Origin of the sequence: Microbacterium azadirachtae (assembly GCF_000956505.1) — a bacterium.
GTDB classification, from domain to species: domain Bacteria; phylum Actinomycetota; class Actinomycetes; order Actinomycetales; family Microbacteriaceae; genus Microbacterium; species Microbacterium azadirachtae_A.
Genome location: NZ_JYIX01000039.1, coordinates 248,722 through 267,132, shown reverse-complemented (window position 1 = coordinate 267,132; position 18,411 = coordinate 248,722). Strand labels below are relative to the sequence as shown.

Annotated in this window: 16 protein-coding genes; 12 read left to right on the top strand and 4 right to left on the bottom strand. The window is 69.8% G+C overall.

Annotation, left to right across the window (positions count from 1 at the left end; genetic code table 11):
* Positions 1 to 22 precede the first annotated feature (22 nt).
* The 7 genes from RS86_RS17515 to RS86_RS17485 all read left to right on the top strand — a co-directional run bounded on the left by RS86_RS17515 (position 23) and on the right by RS86_RS17485 (position 7,822).
* Positions 23 to 484, top strand: a complete 462-nt coding sequence (locus RS86_RS17515) for a hypothetical protein (protein WP_045273520.1) — start codon at positions 23 to 25, stop codon at positions 482 to 484.
* A gap of 7 nt (positions 485 to 491) precedes the next feature.
* On the top strand, positions 492 to 947 hold the full coding sequence (locus tag RS86_RS17510) for a hypothetical protein (protein ID WP_045273519.1): 456 nt from the start codon (positions 492 to 494) through the stop codon (positions 945 to 947).
* An 86-nt stretch (positions 948 to 1,033) separates the two neighbouring features.
* Positions 1,034 to 2,227: a hypothetical protein gene (locus tag RS86_RS17505; RefSeq protein ID WP_152642221.1), complete on the top strand. Its 1,194-nt coding sequence runs from the start codon at positions 1,034 to 1,036 to the stop codon at positions 2,225 to 2,227.
* 94 nt (positions 2,228 to 2,321) lie between these two features.
* The gene (locus RS86_RS17500; protein ID WP_082076868.1) at positions 2,322 to 4,340 is read left to right on the top strand and encodes a primary-amine oxidase; all 2,019 of its coding nucleotides are present in this window, start codon (positions 2,322 to 2,324) and stop codon (positions 4,338 to 4,340) included.
* 172 nt (positions 4,341 to 4,512) lie between these two features.
* Complete coding sequence (locus tag RS86_RS17495) at positions 4,513 to 5,022, top strand: FHA domain-containing protein (protein ID WP_200892831.1); 510 nt, start codon at positions 4,513 to 4,515, stop codon at positions 5,020 to 5,022.
* A gap of 116 nt (positions 5,023 to 5,138) precedes the next feature.
* Positions 5,139 to 6,185, top strand: coding sequence for a glutaminase A (gene glsA, locus RS86_RS17490; protein ID WP_045273517.1), 1,047 nt, complete (start codon positions 5,139 to 5,141; stop codon positions 6,183 to 6,185).
* Positions 6,182 to 7,822 (top strand): MFS transporter, encoded by a 1,641-nt coding sequence (locus RS86_RS17485; RefSeq protein WP_045273516.1) that lies wholly within the window; start codon positions 6,182 to 6,184, stop codon positions 7,820 to 7,822. Before glsA ends, RS86_RS17485 begins: the two co-directional genes overlap by 4 nt.
* 103 nt (positions 7,823 to 7,925) lie before the next feature.
* Here the strand turns inward: RS86_RS17485 and RS86_RS17480 are convergent, their stop codons facing one another.
* The 3 genes from RS86_RS17480 to RS86_RS17470 are packed head-to-tail and all read right to left on the bottom strand — an operon-like array spanning position 7,926 to position 10,385.
* Entirely contained in the window at positions 7,926 to 8,276 is a 351-nt protein-coding gene (locus tag RS86_RS17480; RefSeq protein ID WP_045273515.1) for a nuclear transport factor 2 family protein, read from the bottom strand.
* Positions 8,277 to 8,326: 50 nt separating this feature from the next.
* Positions 8,327 to 9,676, bottom strand: a complete 1,350-nt coding sequence (locus RS86_RS17475) for an HNH endonuclease signature motif containing protein (RefSeq protein ID WP_045273514.1) — start codon at positions 9,674 to 9,676, stop codon at positions 8,327 to 8,329.
* 52 nt (positions 9,677 to 9,728) lie between these two features.
* Positions 9,729 to 10,385, bottom strand: coding sequence for a histidine phosphatase family protein (locus tag RS86_RS17470; RefSeq protein WP_052680355.1), 657 nt, complete (start codon positions 10,383 to 10,385; stop codon positions 9,729 to 9,731).
* A gap of 124 nt (positions 10,386 to 10,509) precedes the next feature.
* Here RS86_RS17470 and RS86_RS17465 point away from each other — a divergent pair, with 124 nt between their 5' ends.
* From RS86_RS17465 to RS86_RS20015, 3 genes are all read left to right on the top strand, one after another.
* Positions 10,510 to 11,166 (top strand): PadR family transcriptional regulator, encoded by a 657-nt coding sequence (locus RS86_RS17465; protein WP_082076867.1) that lies wholly within the window; start codon positions 10,510 to 10,512, stop codon positions 11,164 to 11,166.
* 11 nt (positions 11,167 to 11,177) lie between these two features.
* Positions 11,178 to 12,944, top strand: a complete 1,767-nt coding sequence (locus RS86_RS17460) for a sulfatase (RefSeq protein ID WP_235281820.1) — start codon at positions 11,178 to 11,180, stop codon at positions 12,942 to 12,944.
* 64 nt (positions 12,945 to 13,008) lie between these two features.
* Complete coding sequence (locus tag RS86_RS20015) at positions 13,009 to 14,376, top strand: MFS transporter (RefSeq protein WP_052680367.1); 1,368 nt, start codon at positions 13,009 to 13,011, stop codon at positions 14,374 to 14,376.
* A gap of 69 nt (positions 14,377 to 14,445) precedes the next feature.
* Here RS86_RS20015 and RS86_RS17450 read toward each other — a convergent pair whose 3' ends face one another.
* Positions 14,446 to 15,759, bottom strand: coding sequence for an MFS transporter (locus tag RS86_RS17450; protein WP_052680354.1), 1,314 nt, complete (start codon positions 15,757 to 15,759; stop codon positions 14,446 to 14,448).
* A gap of 92 nt (positions 15,760 to 15,851) precedes the next feature.
* On the opposite strand from RS86_RS17450, the gene RS86_RS17445 reads away from it, so the two are divergent.
* Positions 15,852 to 16,457: a TetR/AcrR family transcriptional regulator gene (locus RS86_RS17445; RefSeq protein WP_045273512.1), complete on the top strand. Its 606-nt coding sequence runs from the start codon at positions 15,852 to 15,854 to the stop codon at positions 16,455 to 16,457.
* 93 nt (positions 16,458 to 16,550) lie between these two features.
* Positions 16,551 to 18,401, top strand: a complete 1,851-nt coding sequence (locus RS86_RS17440) for a sulfatase-like hydrolase/transferase (protein ID WP_045273511.1) — start codon at positions 16,551 to 16,553, stop codon at positions 18,399 to 18,401.
* Positions 18,402 to 18,411 lie beyond the last annotated feature (10 nt).

The window sequence follows — 18,411 nt, the reverse complement described above, 5'->3', positions numbered from 1 at the left end:
GGACACACAGGAGGTACAGATCATGGGACTCTTCGATCGCGCGAAGAACGCATTCGCGGGCATGGACCCGCAGTCGATGGCGGCGCAGGCGCAGGCCGCGCAGCAACTGGCCGCACAGCAGCTCGCCCAGGCGGGATACTCCGACGGCGCCCTGCCCACCGCCGCGGAAGGCGCTGGTCTGCGGGAGCGGATGCAGGCCGATCACGATGTGCTGAACGCCTACGGCCAGGAGCTCAACCGGGTGATCGCGGTCGGGATGCCGGCGACCGGCATCATCACGGGTGCCGTCGACACGGGAGAGCGCACCGCGGGCAACGCCTGGTACCTGATCGACATCGAGGTGACGATCCCGGGCGGCGCGCCGTACACGGTCGCCAAGCGGGAGATGGTCGCCGCGCAGTTCATCGGCAACTACGCGATCGGATCCGCGCACGGCGTCGCCGTCGACCCGGCGGACCCGCAGAACATCGCCCTGACGAGCTGAGCGCAGCATGGGCGTGATCCGAGATCTGCTGCGTCTGATGCGCGCGACGCGCGAGCTGCCGCCGCATCCGACCGCGCGGGAGGCGATCCGCCAGTCCGCCGACATCGCAGAGCAGTGGGGCCGCGTCGCCGATGCTTTCGCGAACCAGACGACCGCGGCGGCCCCGACGGGGCCCGGCGGACCGTACGGCGCGGCGACGGCGGATCCGTTCGCGAATCTCGCGTTCCACCAGAGCGGCCTGCCCGCATCCGGCACGGTGATCGCGTGCACGCCCGAAGAGCCCTCCGCCGACGGCCTGACGGTGTACGCCGTGCTCCTCGAGGTGCGGGTCGAGGGCCGCGAACCCTATCGGGCGACCTACCGCACGGTGATCGCCGAGGCCGCTCGGCACAACTGGCGCCAGGGCGCGGTGCTGCCGTTCCGGGTCTCGCCCGACGATCCGCAGGCCCTTCTGCTCGGATGACGCCGGGCACGCCCGCCCCCTTCCCGAACCCCGCCCGCCTTTCCCGAACCGCTATGGTCCAGAGACCCGAGAACGAGGAGAACGACATGAACCGCTGGGTGCGACGAGGGATCCTCGTCCTCTTCTGGATGGCGATCGGCACCATCCTCGCCTCGGTCCTCGGGTTCACGCTCGGCAGCACCGAGACCGCGACGATCGCGTTCGTCATCGCCCTCATCGTCGCCACGACTGTCGTGCCGGCGGTGCTGGTCTTCGGCATCGTGTCGAAGGTCGGCGCGAGTTCGGGTTCGGGGGCGCGACGCGGCGCACGACTCGGCGCTCCCCCTGTGGTCGCGTCCACGGCGCTCCGCGAGATCGCCCGCATCGAGTCCCTGCGCGAGGCGGGCCTGACCGTGCGCAACTTCCACCACCTGTACGAGTTCACGGTCACGGTGTTCCCGCGAGCCGGTTCTCCGCGGCAGGAGGTGTTCTCGCAGTTCATCACGATGGGCGAGCTGCCGGGCTTCTTCACCGGACGCTATGTCGTCGTGGCGACGCCGGCCCCGGGGGCGCGCCCCGTGCTGGACCCGGCGCCCGACGCGCACTGGGCGGCCGAACTGCGCGCCGCGCCGTCGCGCTACGACGCGGTGGCCCCTGCGCCCGGCTCGGCGAGGACCGCTCCCCGTGCCGGAGTCGCGGAACCGTCGTCCGCCGAGCCCGGGTCGGGCGCGGGCCGTGTCGGACGGATCCTGGCGAACGCCGTGATCATCGTGGTCTGCGTCCTCAGCGGATTCGCGCTCGGCACGGTCTGGGCGTTCTCGACGCCCGCGCGCGCGGCCGCACTCATCGGGGAGATGCCGCAGCGCCTCGGCGGACAGGTCCAGGGGATCTGGGACTCCGCCGTCCTCGATCTCGATCTCACGGACCTGCGCCGTCAGCTGCACGGTCGCAGTCTGGAGTCCGTGGTGATGTTCGACACGTACTGGTCGATCGACGCGAGGAGCGCGACGGATCCGGAGGGCGAGGACAGCTATGCCTTCCGGAACGGATCGCTCAGCCTGTCCTGGACCAGTGAGCTCACCTCGACCCAGGGCGGATTCTCGATCGCCGAGGTGGACCCCGACGTCGTGCGCCGAGCAGTCGCGACGGTCCGCGCGGACGCTCCCGGCATCGTGATCTCGAACGTGATGATCCGTCGGCTGCAGGGTCCGCTCGTCATCGACGTCGACAGCGAAGGCGTGTACAAGACGACGACCCGGCGCTTCGACGCCGGGACCGGCGCGGAGATCCCGGTCGGCTGATCCCGGCGGTGCGAACTCCGCGCCGGACTGGCAGACTCGAAGTCCGCCGGGGCGCGCATCGTGGCGCACCCGGGATCGAACGAACGGGACTCACATGTCGTCGCAGCCCACGCCATCGCACCCCCTGGACTCGCTCACGGGCGAGGAGTTCTCCGCCACCGCCGCCGTGCTCACCCGCGAGCACGGCATCGACGCCGGCTGGCGCTACGCCTCGATCATCCTCAAGGAGCCGCCGAAGGCCGAGGTCAAGGCGTGGCGGGACGGGGATCCGGTCGTGCGCCGCTCGCTCGCGGTGCTCTGGCGCAAGCAGACCAACGAGGTCTACGAGGCGGTCGTGAACCTCACCGACGACGCCGTGGAGTCGTGGACGCCCGTGCCGGGCGTGACCCCGAACTTCACGATCGACGAGTACCACGACTGCGACCACGCGATGAAGGAGAACCCCGAGGTCCGCGCGGCGCTCGCGGGCCGCGGGATCGACGACCTCGACCTCGTGCTGTTCGACGTCTGGACGTACGGCGGGGCCGTGATCCCCGAGAAGTGGCGCGACCGCCGCCTCGGCTGGGTGGACCTGTGGATGCGCGCGACGCCCGACGGCAACCCTTACGCGCACCCGGTGAGCGGGCTGAAGATCATCGTCGACATGAACACTCTCGAGGTGCTCGAGATCGAGGATCACCACGACTTCGGCTTCCCCGAGGTGCACGGCGAGTACGTGCCGGAACTCGCCGGCATCACTCCGCGGGAGGATCTGAAGCCGCTGCAGATCGTGCAGCCGGAGGGCGTCTCGTTCACCGTCGAGGGATCCCGGATCCGCTGGCAGAACTGGGACTTCCGGCTCGGGTTCAACTACCGCGAGGGACCGGTCATCTACCAGGTCGGCTTCGACGACCAGGGCACCAGGCGCGAGGTCGCCTACCGGCTCTCGTTCGCCGAGATGATCGTGCCCTACCGGGACTCCAGCTTCGACCACTACCGGCGCACCGCGTTCGACATCGGCGAGTGGGGCCTGGGATACATGTGCACCTCGCTCGAGCTCGGCTGCGACTGCCTCGGCGAGATCACGTACCTCGACGCCGTGCTGCCGGACACCGCCGGTCAGCCCTGGACGATCACGAACGCGATCTGCCTGCACGAGGAGGACAACGCCGTGCTGTGGAAGCACGTCGACCCCGACTCCGGCACCGAGGTGCGCCGCCAGCGCCGGTTCGTGGTGTCGGTGCACGCCACGGTCGCCAACTACGAGTACCTCGTGTACTGGCGCTTCTACCAGGACGGCAACATCGAGTGCGAGGTGCGCGCCACCGGCATCATGGTGACGACGCCCATGGCGGAGGGCGAGCAGGGCAAGGCCACGGGGACCACGATCGACGAGCGCACGTATGCGCCCTTCCACCAGCACTTCCTCATCGCCCGGCTCGACCTCGACGTCGACGGGGACGGCAACACCGTCGTCGAGTCCGATTCGATGCCGGCGCCGATCTCGGAGGCCAACCCGTACGGCCTCGACCTGCACACGCAGGCCACCGTCATCCGCTCCGAGGCGGAGGCGGGGCGCCGCTACGACTGGGAGCGCCAGCGCGGCTGGAAGGTGCAGAACCCGAACCGCCTCAACGCGTGGGGCGCCCCCGTGGCGTACAAGCTCGTCCCCTCGGCGTCCTTCCCCTCGATGTTCGACGAGTCATCCCCGATCCTCAAGCGCAACCCCGTCATCGGGAAGACGCTCTGGGTGACGCGCCACCACGACGACCAGTTCTGGCCGGCGGGCGACTATCCGACCCAAGCCGTCGACGACCTCGGCAACGGCATGACGGCGTGGATCGCGGACGACGAGAATCTCGTCGACGAGGACGTCGTGCTCTGGTACAACTTCGGGATCCACCACATCACGCGTGCCGAGGACTGGCCGATCATGCCGGCCGACACCATCTCATTCTGGCTCAAGCCGTTCGGGTTCTTCGACCGCAACCCCTCGCTCGACGCCCCCCGCACGATCAAGAGCGCGGCCTGCGCGTGCGGCGGCGGCGAGTGCCAGTGCGACCACGGCGAGGGTCACGGGCACGGCGGTGCGCACGCCCACGACGAGGGGCACGAGCACGACCACCACGGCTGAGGAGCAGCAAAGACCCTCTCGGGGTCGTTGAGCGAGCACGGCTTCGCTCGATCCGGCGCCCTTGGTCGCGGGCGGGGTTACGATCGCGGTATGCGAGAGACCAGGGCGACACCCCGCTGAGCGTCTTGGACGGATGATCCGCGCCGCCCGGCCTCCACGAAGGAGGTCCGACATGAACACGCAGGGGCGCGGCACCACCACTCACGCCGACTGGGGCGCGGGGCATCCTCATCTGCTGATCACCCTCGAAGACACCCACCTGGTGCACGAGATCACCGAGGACGAGACGCGGATCGGATCCGGCGCGGACTGCCAGATCCGCCTCGAGGGCATCGACCCGGTGCATGCGATCATCCGCCACGACGGGCACGACGACTACGACCTCGAAATGGTCGGCCCCGGACAGACCAGCGCGAACATCGCGAAGGCGACCGAAGAGGAGGGGCGTCCCGTCGAGACCCTGCACACCGGCGCGCGTTTCACCGCGGGCGACTGGCGCTTCGTGTTCGTGCGCGACGAGTTCGCCGACCATGGCCGTCCCTACGGCGGGCGCCTCGGCGGCGAGGGCGCGCACCAGCGCCGGCAGCCGCCCCGCCCCGACTACGAGGGCGAGGGGCACACCGGCGCGATCCCGTTGCCGCCGGCACCGCCGCAGACCGCCCCTGACGCGTTCGGCGACTGAGTCGCGATACCCGAAGCGCCCTCCCACCGGGTGTTTCCCACGCGTCGGCCGGGAGACGAGACCCCCTGTCGCCGGAGGGCACTCTGCGGAATACTGGTGCCGTCAGAGGAGACGCCGTGTTCCAGGCCGATGTGAACGATGTCCCGCAACTCAGCTTCACCGGCGCGCTGCCGCAGGACGCGCGGATCGATCAGCTGGTCGCCGAGGCGCACGCGCGCTATGCCGGCCACGACGACGGCGTCGTAGCCGACTACATCCCGATCCTCGCCGAAGCGGATCCGGCCTGGTTCGGGCTCTCGGTGGTCGACGTCGACGGTGGCGCGCATGCCGTGGGCGATGTCGGCGTCGCCTTCTCGATCCAGTCGATCTCGAAGGCGTTCGTGTTCGCGCTGGCCGCGGACGAGATCGGGCACGACACGATCCGCGAGACCGTCGGCGTGAACAACACGGGGCTCGCGTTCAACTCCGTGGTGGCGGTCGAGCTCAACGACGGCAGCCCGATGAACCCGATGGTGAACGCCGGCGCGATCGCGACGACCGCGCTCGTCCCCGGCGCCCATGCCGACGAGCGCTGGCAGCGGATCCGCGACGGGCTCAGCCGCTTCGCCGGGCGACCGCTCGCCCTCGACGGCGAGGTGTATCGGTCGGAGTCGTTCACGAATCACCGCAACCATGCCCTCGCTCGTCTGCTGCAGAGCTACGACCGCCTCGCGATCGCGCCGGACGAGGCCGTCGACATCTACACGCGGCAGTGCTCGCTCGCCGTGACCGCCCAGGATCTCGCGACGATGGGCGCGACCCTCGCCGACGGCGGCGTGAACCCGCTCACCGGCGAGCGCGTCGTCTCCGCGCAGACCGCGCGTGACACGCTCGCCCTGCTCGCCTCGTGCGGCATGTACGAGCGCAGCGGCGAGTGGCTGTTCGAGATCGGCCTCCCGGCGAAGTCCGGCGTCTCCGGAGGCATCGTCGCGATCGCCCCCGGCAAGGGTGCCATCGGCGCCTTCTCCCCCCGCCTCGACGAGGCGGGCAACAGCGTGCGGGGACAGCGCGCGTGCGCCTTCCTCTCCCGCACCCTCGGCCTCAACCTCTTCGCCTCCGCACCTCGTGGCACCCACGCCCCCGGCGCCGGAACGGATCCGACCGCTGTGAAGGAGTCCTCATGACCGACGTCACCTCCCCCGTCACCCCGCCCGTCGAGGAGCGGCGCTCCTGGGCGCCCATGATCGGGCTCTTCCTCGCCCAGGTGCTGATGTCGTTCAACGTCGCGGCGTTGCCGATCTCGCTGGGCGGGATGGTCGAGGACTTCGGCGTGCCGCCGACCACGGCCAGTTCGACCATCGTCGTGTACGGGCTGGCCGTCGCCGCGCTGGTGATGACCGGCGCCAAGCTCGGCCAGAGGATCGGCTGGGTGCTCATCTTCCGCATCGTGGTGGCCGTGTTCGCGCTCAGCAGCGTCCTGATGATCACGGCGACCTCGATCGGCTGGGCGATCGGCGGCCAGGTGCTCGCGGGCGCGTCCGCCGCGATCATCGTGCCCTCGCTCGTCGCGCTCATCGCGGAGAACTACCGCGGCGCGCAGCAGGCGACGGCGGTCGGCTCGCTCGGCTCCGCCCGGGCGTTCTCCGGCATCAGCGCGTTCCTCATCGGCGGCACCCTGGGCACCCTGGTCGGCTGGCGTCCGATCTTCTTCATCACGCTGGCGCTCGCGATCGCGGTGTTCGCGCTCAGCTTCGGACTGCGCGGCGATCGCGGCAACCCCGCGATCCGGATCGACCTCGTGGCATCCGCGCTGATCGGCGCCGCGGTCGTGCTGCTCACCCTGGGCTTCAACAACCTCAACGCGTGGGGCATCCTGCTCGCCGAGCCCGGAGCGCCGTTCTCGGTGCTCGGTCTCTCCCCCGCGCCGCTGTTCGTGGTGGTCGGGGTGGTGTTCGGCCAGGCCTTCTTCCTGTGGACCCGACGACGCATGCGTCTCGGCAAGGTGCCGCTTGTGGATCTGAGCGTTCTCGGCAAGCGCTCGGAGCGCGCCGCGGTCTACGCGATGTTCATCATCGTGGCGATGGAGGCCGCGGTGAACTTCACCGTGCCGACCTACATCCAGGTGGTGCAGGGGCGGACGCCGTTCGACACCTCCCTCGCGATGATGCCGTTCAACCTCACCGTGTTCGTGACCGCGACTCTCATCGTGCGGTTCTACAAGCGCTTCGCCCCGCGGACCATCGCGCTGTTCTCGTTCATCCTGACCACCCTCGCCCTGATCTGGCTGTCCATCGTCGTCACCAACAACTGGGAGACGTTCCCGACGATCCTCGGCCTCGTGGTCTTCGGCATCGGCCAGGGATCGCTCGTCACGCTCGTGTTCAACGTGCTCGTCACCGCGGCGCCGAAGACGCTCGCCGGCGATGTCGGATCCATCCGCGGCACGACGCAGAACCTGGCGAGCGCCGTCGGCACGGCCGTGATGGGGGCGCTCCTGGTGACCCTGCTCAGCATGGGCTTCACCCAGGCGGTCGCCGCGCACAAGGATCTGCCGCCGGAGATCATGACGCAGGTCGACCTGGATCAGGTGAACTTCCTCAGCAACGACGCCCTGAAGGCGAAGTTCGAGGAGACCGACGCGACCCCCGCGCAGATCGACGCGGCCGTGGCGATCAACGAGGAGCAGCGCCTGCGCACGCTGAGACTCGGTTTCCTCGTGCTCGCCGGCATCAGCGCGATCGCGGCCCTCCCCGCCTCGCGCCTGCCGCGCTATCGCCCCGAGGAGATCCCCGCGCCGGAGAACCTGAAGAAGAAGCCCTGAACATGACCGCACAGCCGCAGGCCGCCGGCCGATGCCGTTCAGCGCCGTGAGCAGCCGACGAGCGTGACGAGCAGCGAACGCCGGGTCACGCGGTTCCGCGCATTCACTCCTGCGGCGGTGGAGCGTAGGAGAGCCGATCGAAGATGAGCACGCTGTCCCTGATCAGGCCGTCGCGAACGGTGAACAGCTCGGCGGCGGGCGTGGTCGACGTCGCCGCCGTCTGCGGGTAGTAGAAGAGGGCGACGCGATCGCCGTCCACGAAGGAGGCGATGTCCTCGATGCCGGTGAGCCGCGGGGCGAACCCGGCGATGAAGGCGCTGTACGCCTGCTTGCCCCGCAGGTCTCCCCCGGGTGCCCGGCAGACGATGTCGTCGGCGACGAGCGCCATGGCGCCGTCGACATCCCCGCTCGTCCAGGCGAGGTGGTAGCTGCGCACGATCGATTCTGCGGTCATGATGGACTCCTTATCGTGAGATCTCAGGACGTGAGAAGTGCGGAAGCTGCTCAGACGAACTGGACGCGCGGTGGGGGCTCGTCGATGTAGGCGCGACCGTCGGGGCTGATCCATTCGATGATGCCGCCAGGCTGTGGGATGGCGTGCCATCGCCAGCGATCGTCGAGGTCGGGGTGTTTCAGCGCATGATGTCCGCGGCACAGGCAGCACAGATTGCCGAGATCGGTGGGGCCGCCTTTGGCGTGGTCGTGGTTGTGGTCCATGTCGCAGGAACGGGCGGGCATCCGGCACCCCGGGAACCGGCAGCGCTGATCCCTGGCTCGCAGGAATCGTCGCATCCGCTCCGTGGGGGCGTAGGTGTCGGTGCGGGTGAGCATTCCGCGAGCGTCGAGGAAGAGCCGGTCCCACACGTCGGCGGTCGCCGCGAGGCGCCGGGCGAGGTCCACATCGACCGGACCATGCCCGTCGAGCTCGGCGGGCCGGTCGTCGGCTCCGGTCAGGGTCGGTGCGGCGATCGTGACCTGCACGGTGGCGCGGATGCTGTCGATTCCGCTCTCGGGCATCAGATCGGTATCGGAGGCGAGCAGCAGATCCGTCGCGATGTCGGCGCGAATCTCATCGAGTGACCGAGTATCGCGGGCTGGTTCCTGGAGGTCTTCCGCCATGGACGCGAACAGCTCCAACCGTCGCCGGTCGTCGTCGCCGAGTTCTTGCCCGGCCTGAGGAGCGTGCGGCCCGTGGAACGCACCGCCGGCCTCGGCGTCGCCGGTCAGCCGGATCCGCCGGGCGATCGCCGTCAGTCGATCATGAGCGGCGTGCGCGAGCGGGGAAGGCATCAGGATCTCCAACCAGGCCATCCCGTCGTCGACGTCGGTGACCCGCACCTGCCGATCGCCGCGGGCACGGCGATGCCTCTCGGTCGTGCTCTGCGGGGCGACCGCGGCGGCGGCAGACCTCGCGAAAGCCTCCGCACGCGGCGCCGTCTCCGCCGCCGCGCAGGGGACCACGAGCTCCTCGTACCGGTGGTGCGCGTCGACATCCGCGATATCGAGCGGCGCCGCGGCCTGCACGATCACGACAGCATGCCGCAGCGAGATCTCACCGGCGGCGAGCGCGGCCCGCGTCATCGGGAAGCGGTCGTTGAGGGACCATCCCGTCGCGAGCGCTCGAACCGCCGCCGCCCGGGAGATGTGCAGGCCCGCGGAGACCTCCGCGAACATCGACCGCTCAGCGCTCTCGAACCCGTCGGCGCCGGGTGAAAGCTCGTCGAGGAGCAGCTGCACCCGCGCTCCGAGCAGGGCCGACTTCTCCGCCTCGAGGGCGGCGATCCGTCGGTCGATCTCACGGCACCGATCCACGATCTCGTCACTGCGGACGAGGTGCGGATCGATGATGGCCATACCCTATTCTAGAACATATCTTCGAACAAGGGAAGAGGTCGTCGGACTTCTCTCAGGACTCGGACGGCACCAGAGGCAGCTGGGGACCGTGGTTCCAGGCCAGGATCGCGGGCTGCTCGCGGGTGAAGCCGAGCACCGAGACGGATCCGGCGTCCAGCGTGATCGCGGCCCCGAACCGCGGCGCCTGACGCAGGAAGACCGCGGTCAGGATCCGCAGGTAGTGACCGTGCGCGATGAGCGCGACGTCGCCGTCGACCATCGCCGGCAGCACTCTGGTGAGCACGCGGGACGCGCGCGCGGCGACCTCCTCGACGGTCTCCCCCGGGGTCTCGCCGCGGATCACGCCGTGCGTGAACGCGCTCCAGTTGTAGCCGAGCTCCGCGCGGATGTCCTTGGTCGTGCGCCCCTCGAACCCGCCGTAGTCCCACTCCACGAGCAGCGGATCGACATCGGCGTCCAGCCCCGCGAGCTCCGCCGTGCGGCGGGCGCGCTGCAGCGGAGAGGACAGCACGAGGCGGAAGTCGTATCCGGTCACGAGCGCCCCGGCCAGCCGGGCCAGCTCCTCGCCGCGCGGAGTGAGCGGGATGTCGGTGCGCCCCGTGTGCCGGCCGCTCCGCGACCATTCGGTCTCGCCGTGCCGCAGCAGCACGAGCTTGCCCTGCGGGTTGTCGGGGGCGGGATGGTCGGGCAGCGGGTCGAGAGTCTCCACCTCGCCACCGTACGCCCTGGAGCTCGTCGCCCATCGCAGATGCCGCCCCTTGACGCACCCATGACTCTTGTGTCATCCTCGGTCTGTCATCGCGAGGATGACACAAGAGTCATAGGTTGGATCAATGAAGCTCGAGCACCTCCTCCTCGGCCTGATCGGCGAGAAGCCGTCCACCGGCTACGAGATCAAGCGCTACCTCGACACGCACGGACGCTTCCTGCGCTCGAACACGACGATGAGCCAGGTGTACCGCTCGCTCGCCGGCATGGTCGAGCGCGGCTGGGTCCTCTTCACGGTCGACGACCGCCCAGGGGCCCAGGACGCGAAGATCTACCGGGTCACCCCCGAGGGCATGACCGTCCTGCTCGACTGGCTCACCGGCCCCTACAGCCCGCCGAGCCGGTTCCAGGATCCGGAGTTCGGCGCGCGCCTCAGCTTCGCGGGGTTCATGACCCGGGAACAGCTCATCGACCTCATCGAGACCGAGCTCACCGCGCGCGAGGACCAGGTCGTGCGCTTCCGCCTCCGCGACCGCACCCTGCAGGTCGATCCGGACGTCGAGTTCGACTACGAGCTCGCTGCGGCACTCAACGAGCGCGGCCACATCTACGGCATGGCCGCGATCGACGGCTACATGGACATGCTGCGCGAGCTGCGCCGCGATCTGCTCGACGGCGTGATCGGATCGGCTCCGGCGGCCTCGAACCCCGCCGCATCGACCAGGGCTGCTTCGGACAGACCCGGAGCCGCCGAGGCGTCCGAGAGCGGAGCGACCCGCTGATGCGCGCGATCATGGTCATGTTCGACAGCCTGAACCGGCATCTGCTGCCGCCGTACGGCTCGGACGAGATCCACGCCCCGAACTTCCGCCGTCTCGCCGAGCGGACCGTGACCTTCGACCGGTTCTACGCCGGATCCATGCCGTGCATGCCCGCCCGTCGTGAACTGCACACCGGACGGCACAACTTCCTGCACCGCTCCTGGGGCCCGCTCGAGCCCTGGGACGACTCGATGCCGGAGATGCTCGGCAAGGCGGGCGTGCACACGCACCTCGCGAGCGACCACCCGCACTACTGGGAGGACGGCGGCGCGACGTACCACACGCGGTACACGACCTGGGAGTTCTTCCGCGGTCAGGAGGGCGACGCGTGGAAGGCCGACGTCGCGGCGACGGGACCGCTGACCGGCTTCAAGGATCGCCTGCATCGGCAGGACGCCATCAACCGCGGATACCTCACGCGCGAGACCGAGCATCCGCAGACCCGCACGTTCGACGCCGGGCTGGAATTCCTCGCCACGAACGCGGACGCGGACAAGTGGTTCCTGCAGATCGAGTGCTTCGACCCGCACGAGCCGTTCTTCACGTACGAGGAGTACCGCCGGCTCTACCCGCATCGCTACGAGGGCCCCGAGTTCGACTGGCCGCCCTACGCGAAGGTCACCGAACCCGCGGACCAGGTCGAGCACGCCCGCTACGAGTACAAGGCGCTCGTCTCGATGTGCGACCGGTCCCTGGGACGGGTGCTGGACTTCATGGACGAGCACGACATGTGGGACGACACCCTGCTGCTGGTGAACACCGATCACGGGTTCCTCCTCGGTGAGCACGGCTGGTGGGCGAAGAGCGTGCAGCCCTGGTTCGAGGAGCTCGTGCACCTGCCCGCCTTCCTCTGGGATCCGCGCACGGGCCAGGCCGGCACCCGCAACGACGATCTGGTGCAGACCATCGACATCGCCCCGACCCTGCTCGATCTCTTCGACGTCGCGCCCACCGACGACATGCTCGGGATCGCGCTCCGCCCCGGCGGGTCCGAGGCCCGAGACGGAGCGGACGCGCCGGTCACCCCGGTCCACGAGGGCGCGCTGTTCGGCATCCACGGAGGGCACGTGAACGTCACCGACGGGCGCCATGTCTACATGCGCGCGTGCGCGACGCCGCAGAACGCGCCGCTCGAGGAGTACACCCTCATGCCGACGCACATGCGCGGACGGTTCGCGCCCGCGGAGTTCGCCGGCGCCGAGCTCGCCGAGCCGTTCCCGTTCATGAAGGGCGTGCGCCCGCTGCGACTGCGCGGCTCTGCGATGGTGAGCCCGTACCTGCACGGCACACTGCTGTTCGATCTGGAAGAGGATCCGCAGCAGCTGCACCCTCTCGACGATCCCGCGCTCGAGCTGCGGATGCTCCGCCTGCTCGCCCGGCTCCTGCACGAGAACGACGCCCCCGAGAGCCAGTACGTGCGGCTCGGGATCCCCGCGGACGCGGAGCCCGGCGAGGAGCACCTGCTCGTCGCCGCGCAGGCGGCGCTCGCGAGCGCCGCCGCGCAGCCGCTCCCCCCGCTCGGCGACTTCCCGGCCGGACGGTTCGGCCTCGGCACACCTCTGCCCGAGCTGCTGTCGCATCCGCTCGCGCTCGAGGTGCTGCGGGGCGCGGTGCCGCAGCTCGTGCACACCGAGACCCTCGGCATGCTCGGCAGCACGTCGCTCTACCAGCTCGCGGCGATGATCGCCCTGCCCCCGGCGCTGCTGCGCGGCGTCGCCGAGGACCTCGCCGCTCTCTGACCTCCATCCCGCTCCACCCCTCACCCACCCCGCTCGACGATCGACGATGATCCAGGAGACCCCCATGTCCGCACCCGAATCCGCCCCTCCCCTCGCGCCGCCGGCGGGCACGCCCACGTCGGTGATCCGTGCCGAGAAGGCGGCGCATGTGCCGCACCGGTGGCGCAACCTCTTCACCCTGACCGGCATGCTCGTGGTCGACGGCACGGAGGGCGGCCTGACCACGACGCTGTTCCCGACGATCGCGAAGGCCCTCGGCCTCGACAACGGCCATCTGGGCCTGCTCGCGGCCGCGGGGAAGATCATCTCGGTGCCGTTCGGGCCCGCCTGGGTCTGGATCTCGAGCAGGACGTCGCGTCGCACGGCGCTCGCGCTCAGCACGGCCCTGGCCGGGGTCTTCGGCATCGCCGCAGGCTTCTCGGGCGACTTCCTGGCCCTCCTGGTCTTCAACACCCTGATGGCCGCCGCGCTCATCGGCGCGCAGCCGATCGCCAACGCCGTGGTTTCGGATCTGTTCGACGACAAGAACCGCGCCCGCGCGGTCGGCATCTTCTACGGCGCCGCCGCCGGCATCGGAGCGGTCCTCAGCCCGCTCATCGCGCAGCTCTCGCACTTCGCCGACGGCTGGCGCTGGGGCATGTGGGCGCTCGGCGGCGTCTGCATCCTCGCCGGCGTCGCGATCCTCGCGCTCTTCAAGGATCCGGGCGTCGGCGCCGCGGAGAAGCAGCTGGCCGGCCTCGACGCCGCGAAGCGCGCGGAGGTGAAACCCACGTTCCGCAGCGTGATGTCGCTGTTCCGGATCCCCTCCTACGTGGTGATGATGGTCTCGCGCCTGCTCTCCGGGCATCTGCTGATCGGCGTGTTCGGCATCCAGTTCCTCGTCACGGTGCGCGGTTTCGACAACGCCACCGCCGCGATCGCGGCGCTCCCGTTCGGCATCGGATACTTCCTCGGCACGCTCGGCGGAGGATTCCTCGTCGGCGTCCTCGACCGTCGTGCCCCGCAGCGCGGTCGCGTCGCCTACATCCAGGCCGCGCAGGTGCTCTTCGCGGTCGTCGCGTTCTTCGGCACCCAGTTCGCCTATGCCGGCATCGGCGCCTATGCGCTGATCTGGGGGCTGATGGGCATCGCGCAGGGAATGAACCCCGGCGTGAACCGGCCGATCATCATGGCGATCACTCTGCCCGAGCTGCGCGGCCAGGCCTTCGCGATCATGATCACGATCTTCGAGGCGATCGGCTGGGCCCTGTTCTCGATCGGCGCCGGCTTCCTCGCCAACGCCCTCGGCCTGCAGACCGTGTTCCTCTGGGTGCTCGTGATCCTCATGCTCGTGAACGCGGCCGTGCTCGGGATCCTCTACCGCACCTACCCGCGCGACGTGAGGAGGGTCGCCGACGAGCTCGAGTCGCGTCGACTCGAACTCACCTCCTGACTCTGCATCGCCCCGCCCGCACGACGAAGCGGCCCGTCTCCTCGGAGGCGGGCCGCTTCGTCGCGGTCGTCAGCGCACGGAGCGGATGAACTGGTTGACGATCGCGCCGATGATCGCGACGATCGCGCCGCCGATGAAGAGCGCCGCGTAGTTGTCGCCGCCGCCGATCATCAGGAACAGCGGCGCCGTGACCGGGACGAGCGTCTGCGGCAGCACGTTCGCGAGGTGCAGCACGCCCATGTCCTTCGCGACATCGCCACGGGAGGGCAGCACCTCGGCGATGAGCGCCTGATCCACCGCGAGATAGGCGCCGAGCGCGAGGCCGGCGACGACGGCCGCGATCACGAACACCGCGAACGAGGGGGCCATCGCCGCGACGATGTGCGCCACCGCGACGATGATCGCCGAGAGCAGCACGAACATCTTGCGCCGCCCCAGCCGATCGGACAGCCGCCCGAGCAGGATGCTCGTGGGGATGGTCGTCGCGGCGCCGATGAGCGTGAGCAGGAGCACGGCCTGCCCGACGTTCGCCTGCGTGAACCCGAAGCGATCGAGCAGGAAGTAGAGCTGGTAGTTCGCGAGCGTCATGTTGCCGAACGTGACGAGCAGGCGGGAGACCCAGGCGAGGGCGAAGTCGGGAGCCTTGCGGGGGCTCGTCCAGAACGCCTTCAGGAACAGCAGCAGGTCGAACGGCGCGACGTCCTCGCGGCGGAGCCGGCGATCCTTGAGCACGAACAGGAACACGGTCACGAGCACGAGCAGAGCGACGCCGGGGATCAGGATCGCGGCGGTCAGATCGGGCAGGAATGCCTGCGCGAGGAAGGCGCCCGCGACACCGGCGATGACCTGGGTGATCCCGATCAGGCCGGACACCCGGCCGAGCTGGCGCCGCGGCACCTGATCGGGGATGACGGGGTTGAGCCCGGCGAGCAGGATGTTGAAGGTCAGCTGGGTGAGCGCCCACGTGCCGACCAGCATCGGGATGTTCGAGGCGAACGCGAGGCCGAGGAGACTTGCGGCTCCGGTCACCATCCCGCCCAGGATCCAGGGGCGGCGCATGCCGAACCGGCTCGACGTGCGATCGCTCAGCGCTCCGAAGATGTTCTGCGCGACGAGGGCCACGAAGGCGCCGACCCCCAGCACGAGGGAGAGGCTCGTCGCCTTGCCGGCCGGATCGATCTGATTCACCTTGAGCGCCAGGGTGATCCCCGTCGCGGGCAGCAGAGCGGTCCAGGTGCCGAGGAAGGCGAAGAACAGGGAGGTCTGGAAGCCTGCCGTGACGAGCCGTTCGGGCGCGGCAGGCGGCACGGACTCCTCCGCCGTCACGGAGGCCGTCGCGGCCATCGGATCGAGGGGTGCTGCATCGGTGCGGTGTTCGTCCACGGCGGTGTGGCCTTTCTCTGGCGGGTGATCCATATTTACCGAGTACTCAGTAGATAACGCAAGACCTCCGCCGAAATCGATACGATCAGGACATGACGGATCAGTCGACGCCGACCCGGCGCACCAGGGCAGCCCGGCTCAACCCCGAGGAGCGCCGCGCGCAGATCCTGGACGCCGCCGTCGCCGTGTTCGGGCGCCAGGGCTACCGGCAGGGATCCCTGAAGACCGTCGCCGATGAGATCGGGCTCACCATCCAGGGCCTGCTGCACTACTTCCCCACCAAGGAGGACTTGCTGCTGGCGGCGCTCGAGCGCCGCAATGAGGCGGATCAGGAGGCGCTGGACGCCGCATACGCGAGCGGCGGCACCCTGGAGTCCTGCCGCCACATCCTGCGTAGAAACCTGGAGCGCCCCGGATTCATGCGACTGTTCGTGACGCTCGCCGCGGAGGCGACGGATCCGGAGCACCCCGCCCACGACTACTTCCTGCGCCGGTACCGCGGAGCGGTCGTGCAGTTCAGGGACTACCTGCGCCGCGACGTCCGCGCCGGGCGGCTCACCCCCGATCTCGATGCGGACGACGCCGCATCGCAGATCATCGCGCTCATGGACGGGCTGCAGCTGCAATACCTGCTGCGGCCGGGCTTCGACCTCATCGCCGCCTTCGATGCGGCCGTCGCTCCCCTCGCCCGCGCCTGACCTGCGACGACACGACGCGGAGATCGCGCGGTTGGCCAATCTCACCCGCTCTGTTATAACTACTGAATACTCGGTAGTTAGAAAGAGGTCGACGTGGACTCGGATAAGCGCCCCAATGTGCTCTGGATCGTCTCGGAGGACTGCCCGCCGTGGTTCGGCTGCTACGGCGACCGCCTCGCCGTCACACCCGCGATCGACGCCCTCGCGGATCGCGGGGTCGTGTTCACGGCGGCGAGCTCGCCCGCACCGGTGTGCGCCCCCTCGCGGTTCGGCCTGCTCACCGGCATCGCTCCGGAGAGCCACTCCCCCGCCGATCGGATGAGGGCGGCGGCACCGGTGCCGGACTGGATGACCACCTATCCGGAGCTCTTCCGGGACGCCGGCTACTACTGCACCAACAACGCCAAGACCGACTACAACGCGGCCTTCGATCCCGATGAGATCTGGGCGGAGAGCTCGGCGACCGCGCACTGGCGCAATCGTCCAGACGGCGCACCGTTCGTCGCGGTGTTCAACTTCGATGCCTCGCACGAGTCCTCGGTGTTCGACGAGGAGTCGCCGTTCATGACGGCGCTCGCGCCGTTCCTCGCCCAGATGGACCGGAAGCCCTTCCCGCCCGCGGTCCCTCTCGACGCCGTCGAAGTCCCGCCCTATCTGCCCGACGACCCCGCCGTGCGCCGTGACTTCTCCGTCTACTACTCCGCCGTCGCCGCGTACGACGCGTTCGTCGCCGATCTCCTGGCCCAGCTCGCGGAGGACGGCCTCGCCGACGACACGATCATCCTGCTCACTTCCGACCACGGCGGGGTGATGCCGCGCAGCAAGCGGTTCCTCTACGAGGAGGGCGTGCACGTCCCCCTCGTCATCGCCACCCCCGAACGACTCGGCTCGCCACTGGGCGCCCCCGGCGCGCGTATCACCTCGCCGGTCTCGACGCTTGCGATCGCCCCCACCCTGCTGGACCTCGCCGGCCTCGACGTCCCCGCCCGCATGGGGGCGGAGCCGTTGACGCGCGCCCTGCCCACTCACGCCTACAGCGCGCGCAACCGCATGGACGAGCGCTATCAGCTGGCGCGCACGGTGCGCAGCGGGCGCTACCGCTACATCCGCAACTACACGCCGCACCGCCCGCATCTGCAGCATCAGGCGTTCGCGTGGAACGCCGCGGGCTACCGCGCGTGGGAGCGGGCTCATCTCGACGGCCGGCTCGACGCCGCCCAGGAGCGCTGGTGGCAGCCGGCCCCCGGGGCCGAGCTGTACGACCTCGAGAGCGATCCCCACGAGGTCGTCAACCTCGCCGGATCCACGGCGCACGCGGACATCGAGTCGGAGCTGCGCTCCGCTCTGCGCACGCACATCCTCGCCGTGCACGACAACGGCTTCCTCGCCGAGGACTCCCCCACGCAGGGCTGGGACGAGAGCCGCGCGCCGGGCGCCTATCCGCTCGAGCGCGTGCTCGCCCTCGCGGACCGCGGTGCCGATCGGGACGCCTCGGCCGTCGAGGACTTCCTCGCCGCCCTGGAGGATCAGGACCCGACGGTGCGCAGATGGGGCGCGATCGGCCTGCTCGCGCTCTCCCCGGATCACGTCGTCGCGCCCGCCGCCGAGGGCCTGCGACGCGCGATCGAGGATCCGGACGCCTCGGTCGCGACCCCCGCCGCCGAGGCGCTCGCCCGGATCACGGGCGACGACGCGGCCTATCGCACGCTCTCCGGGATCCTCCGCGACCACGACAGCGTGTGGTCACGGCTCGAGGCGGCGAACGCCCTGACCTTCCTCGAGCTCGACCGCGTCCGCCCCTACCGCGACGCCGTCGAGACCGCGGCGGGGTGCGGACACGAGTACCTGGGGAGCGCCGCCCGCTACCTGCTCTTCCAGCTCGACGGGACCTACACGCCGGATTCCGTGGTGTTCGACGTGAGGGCGATCCTCTCGGCACGCTGACCCCGCGGGA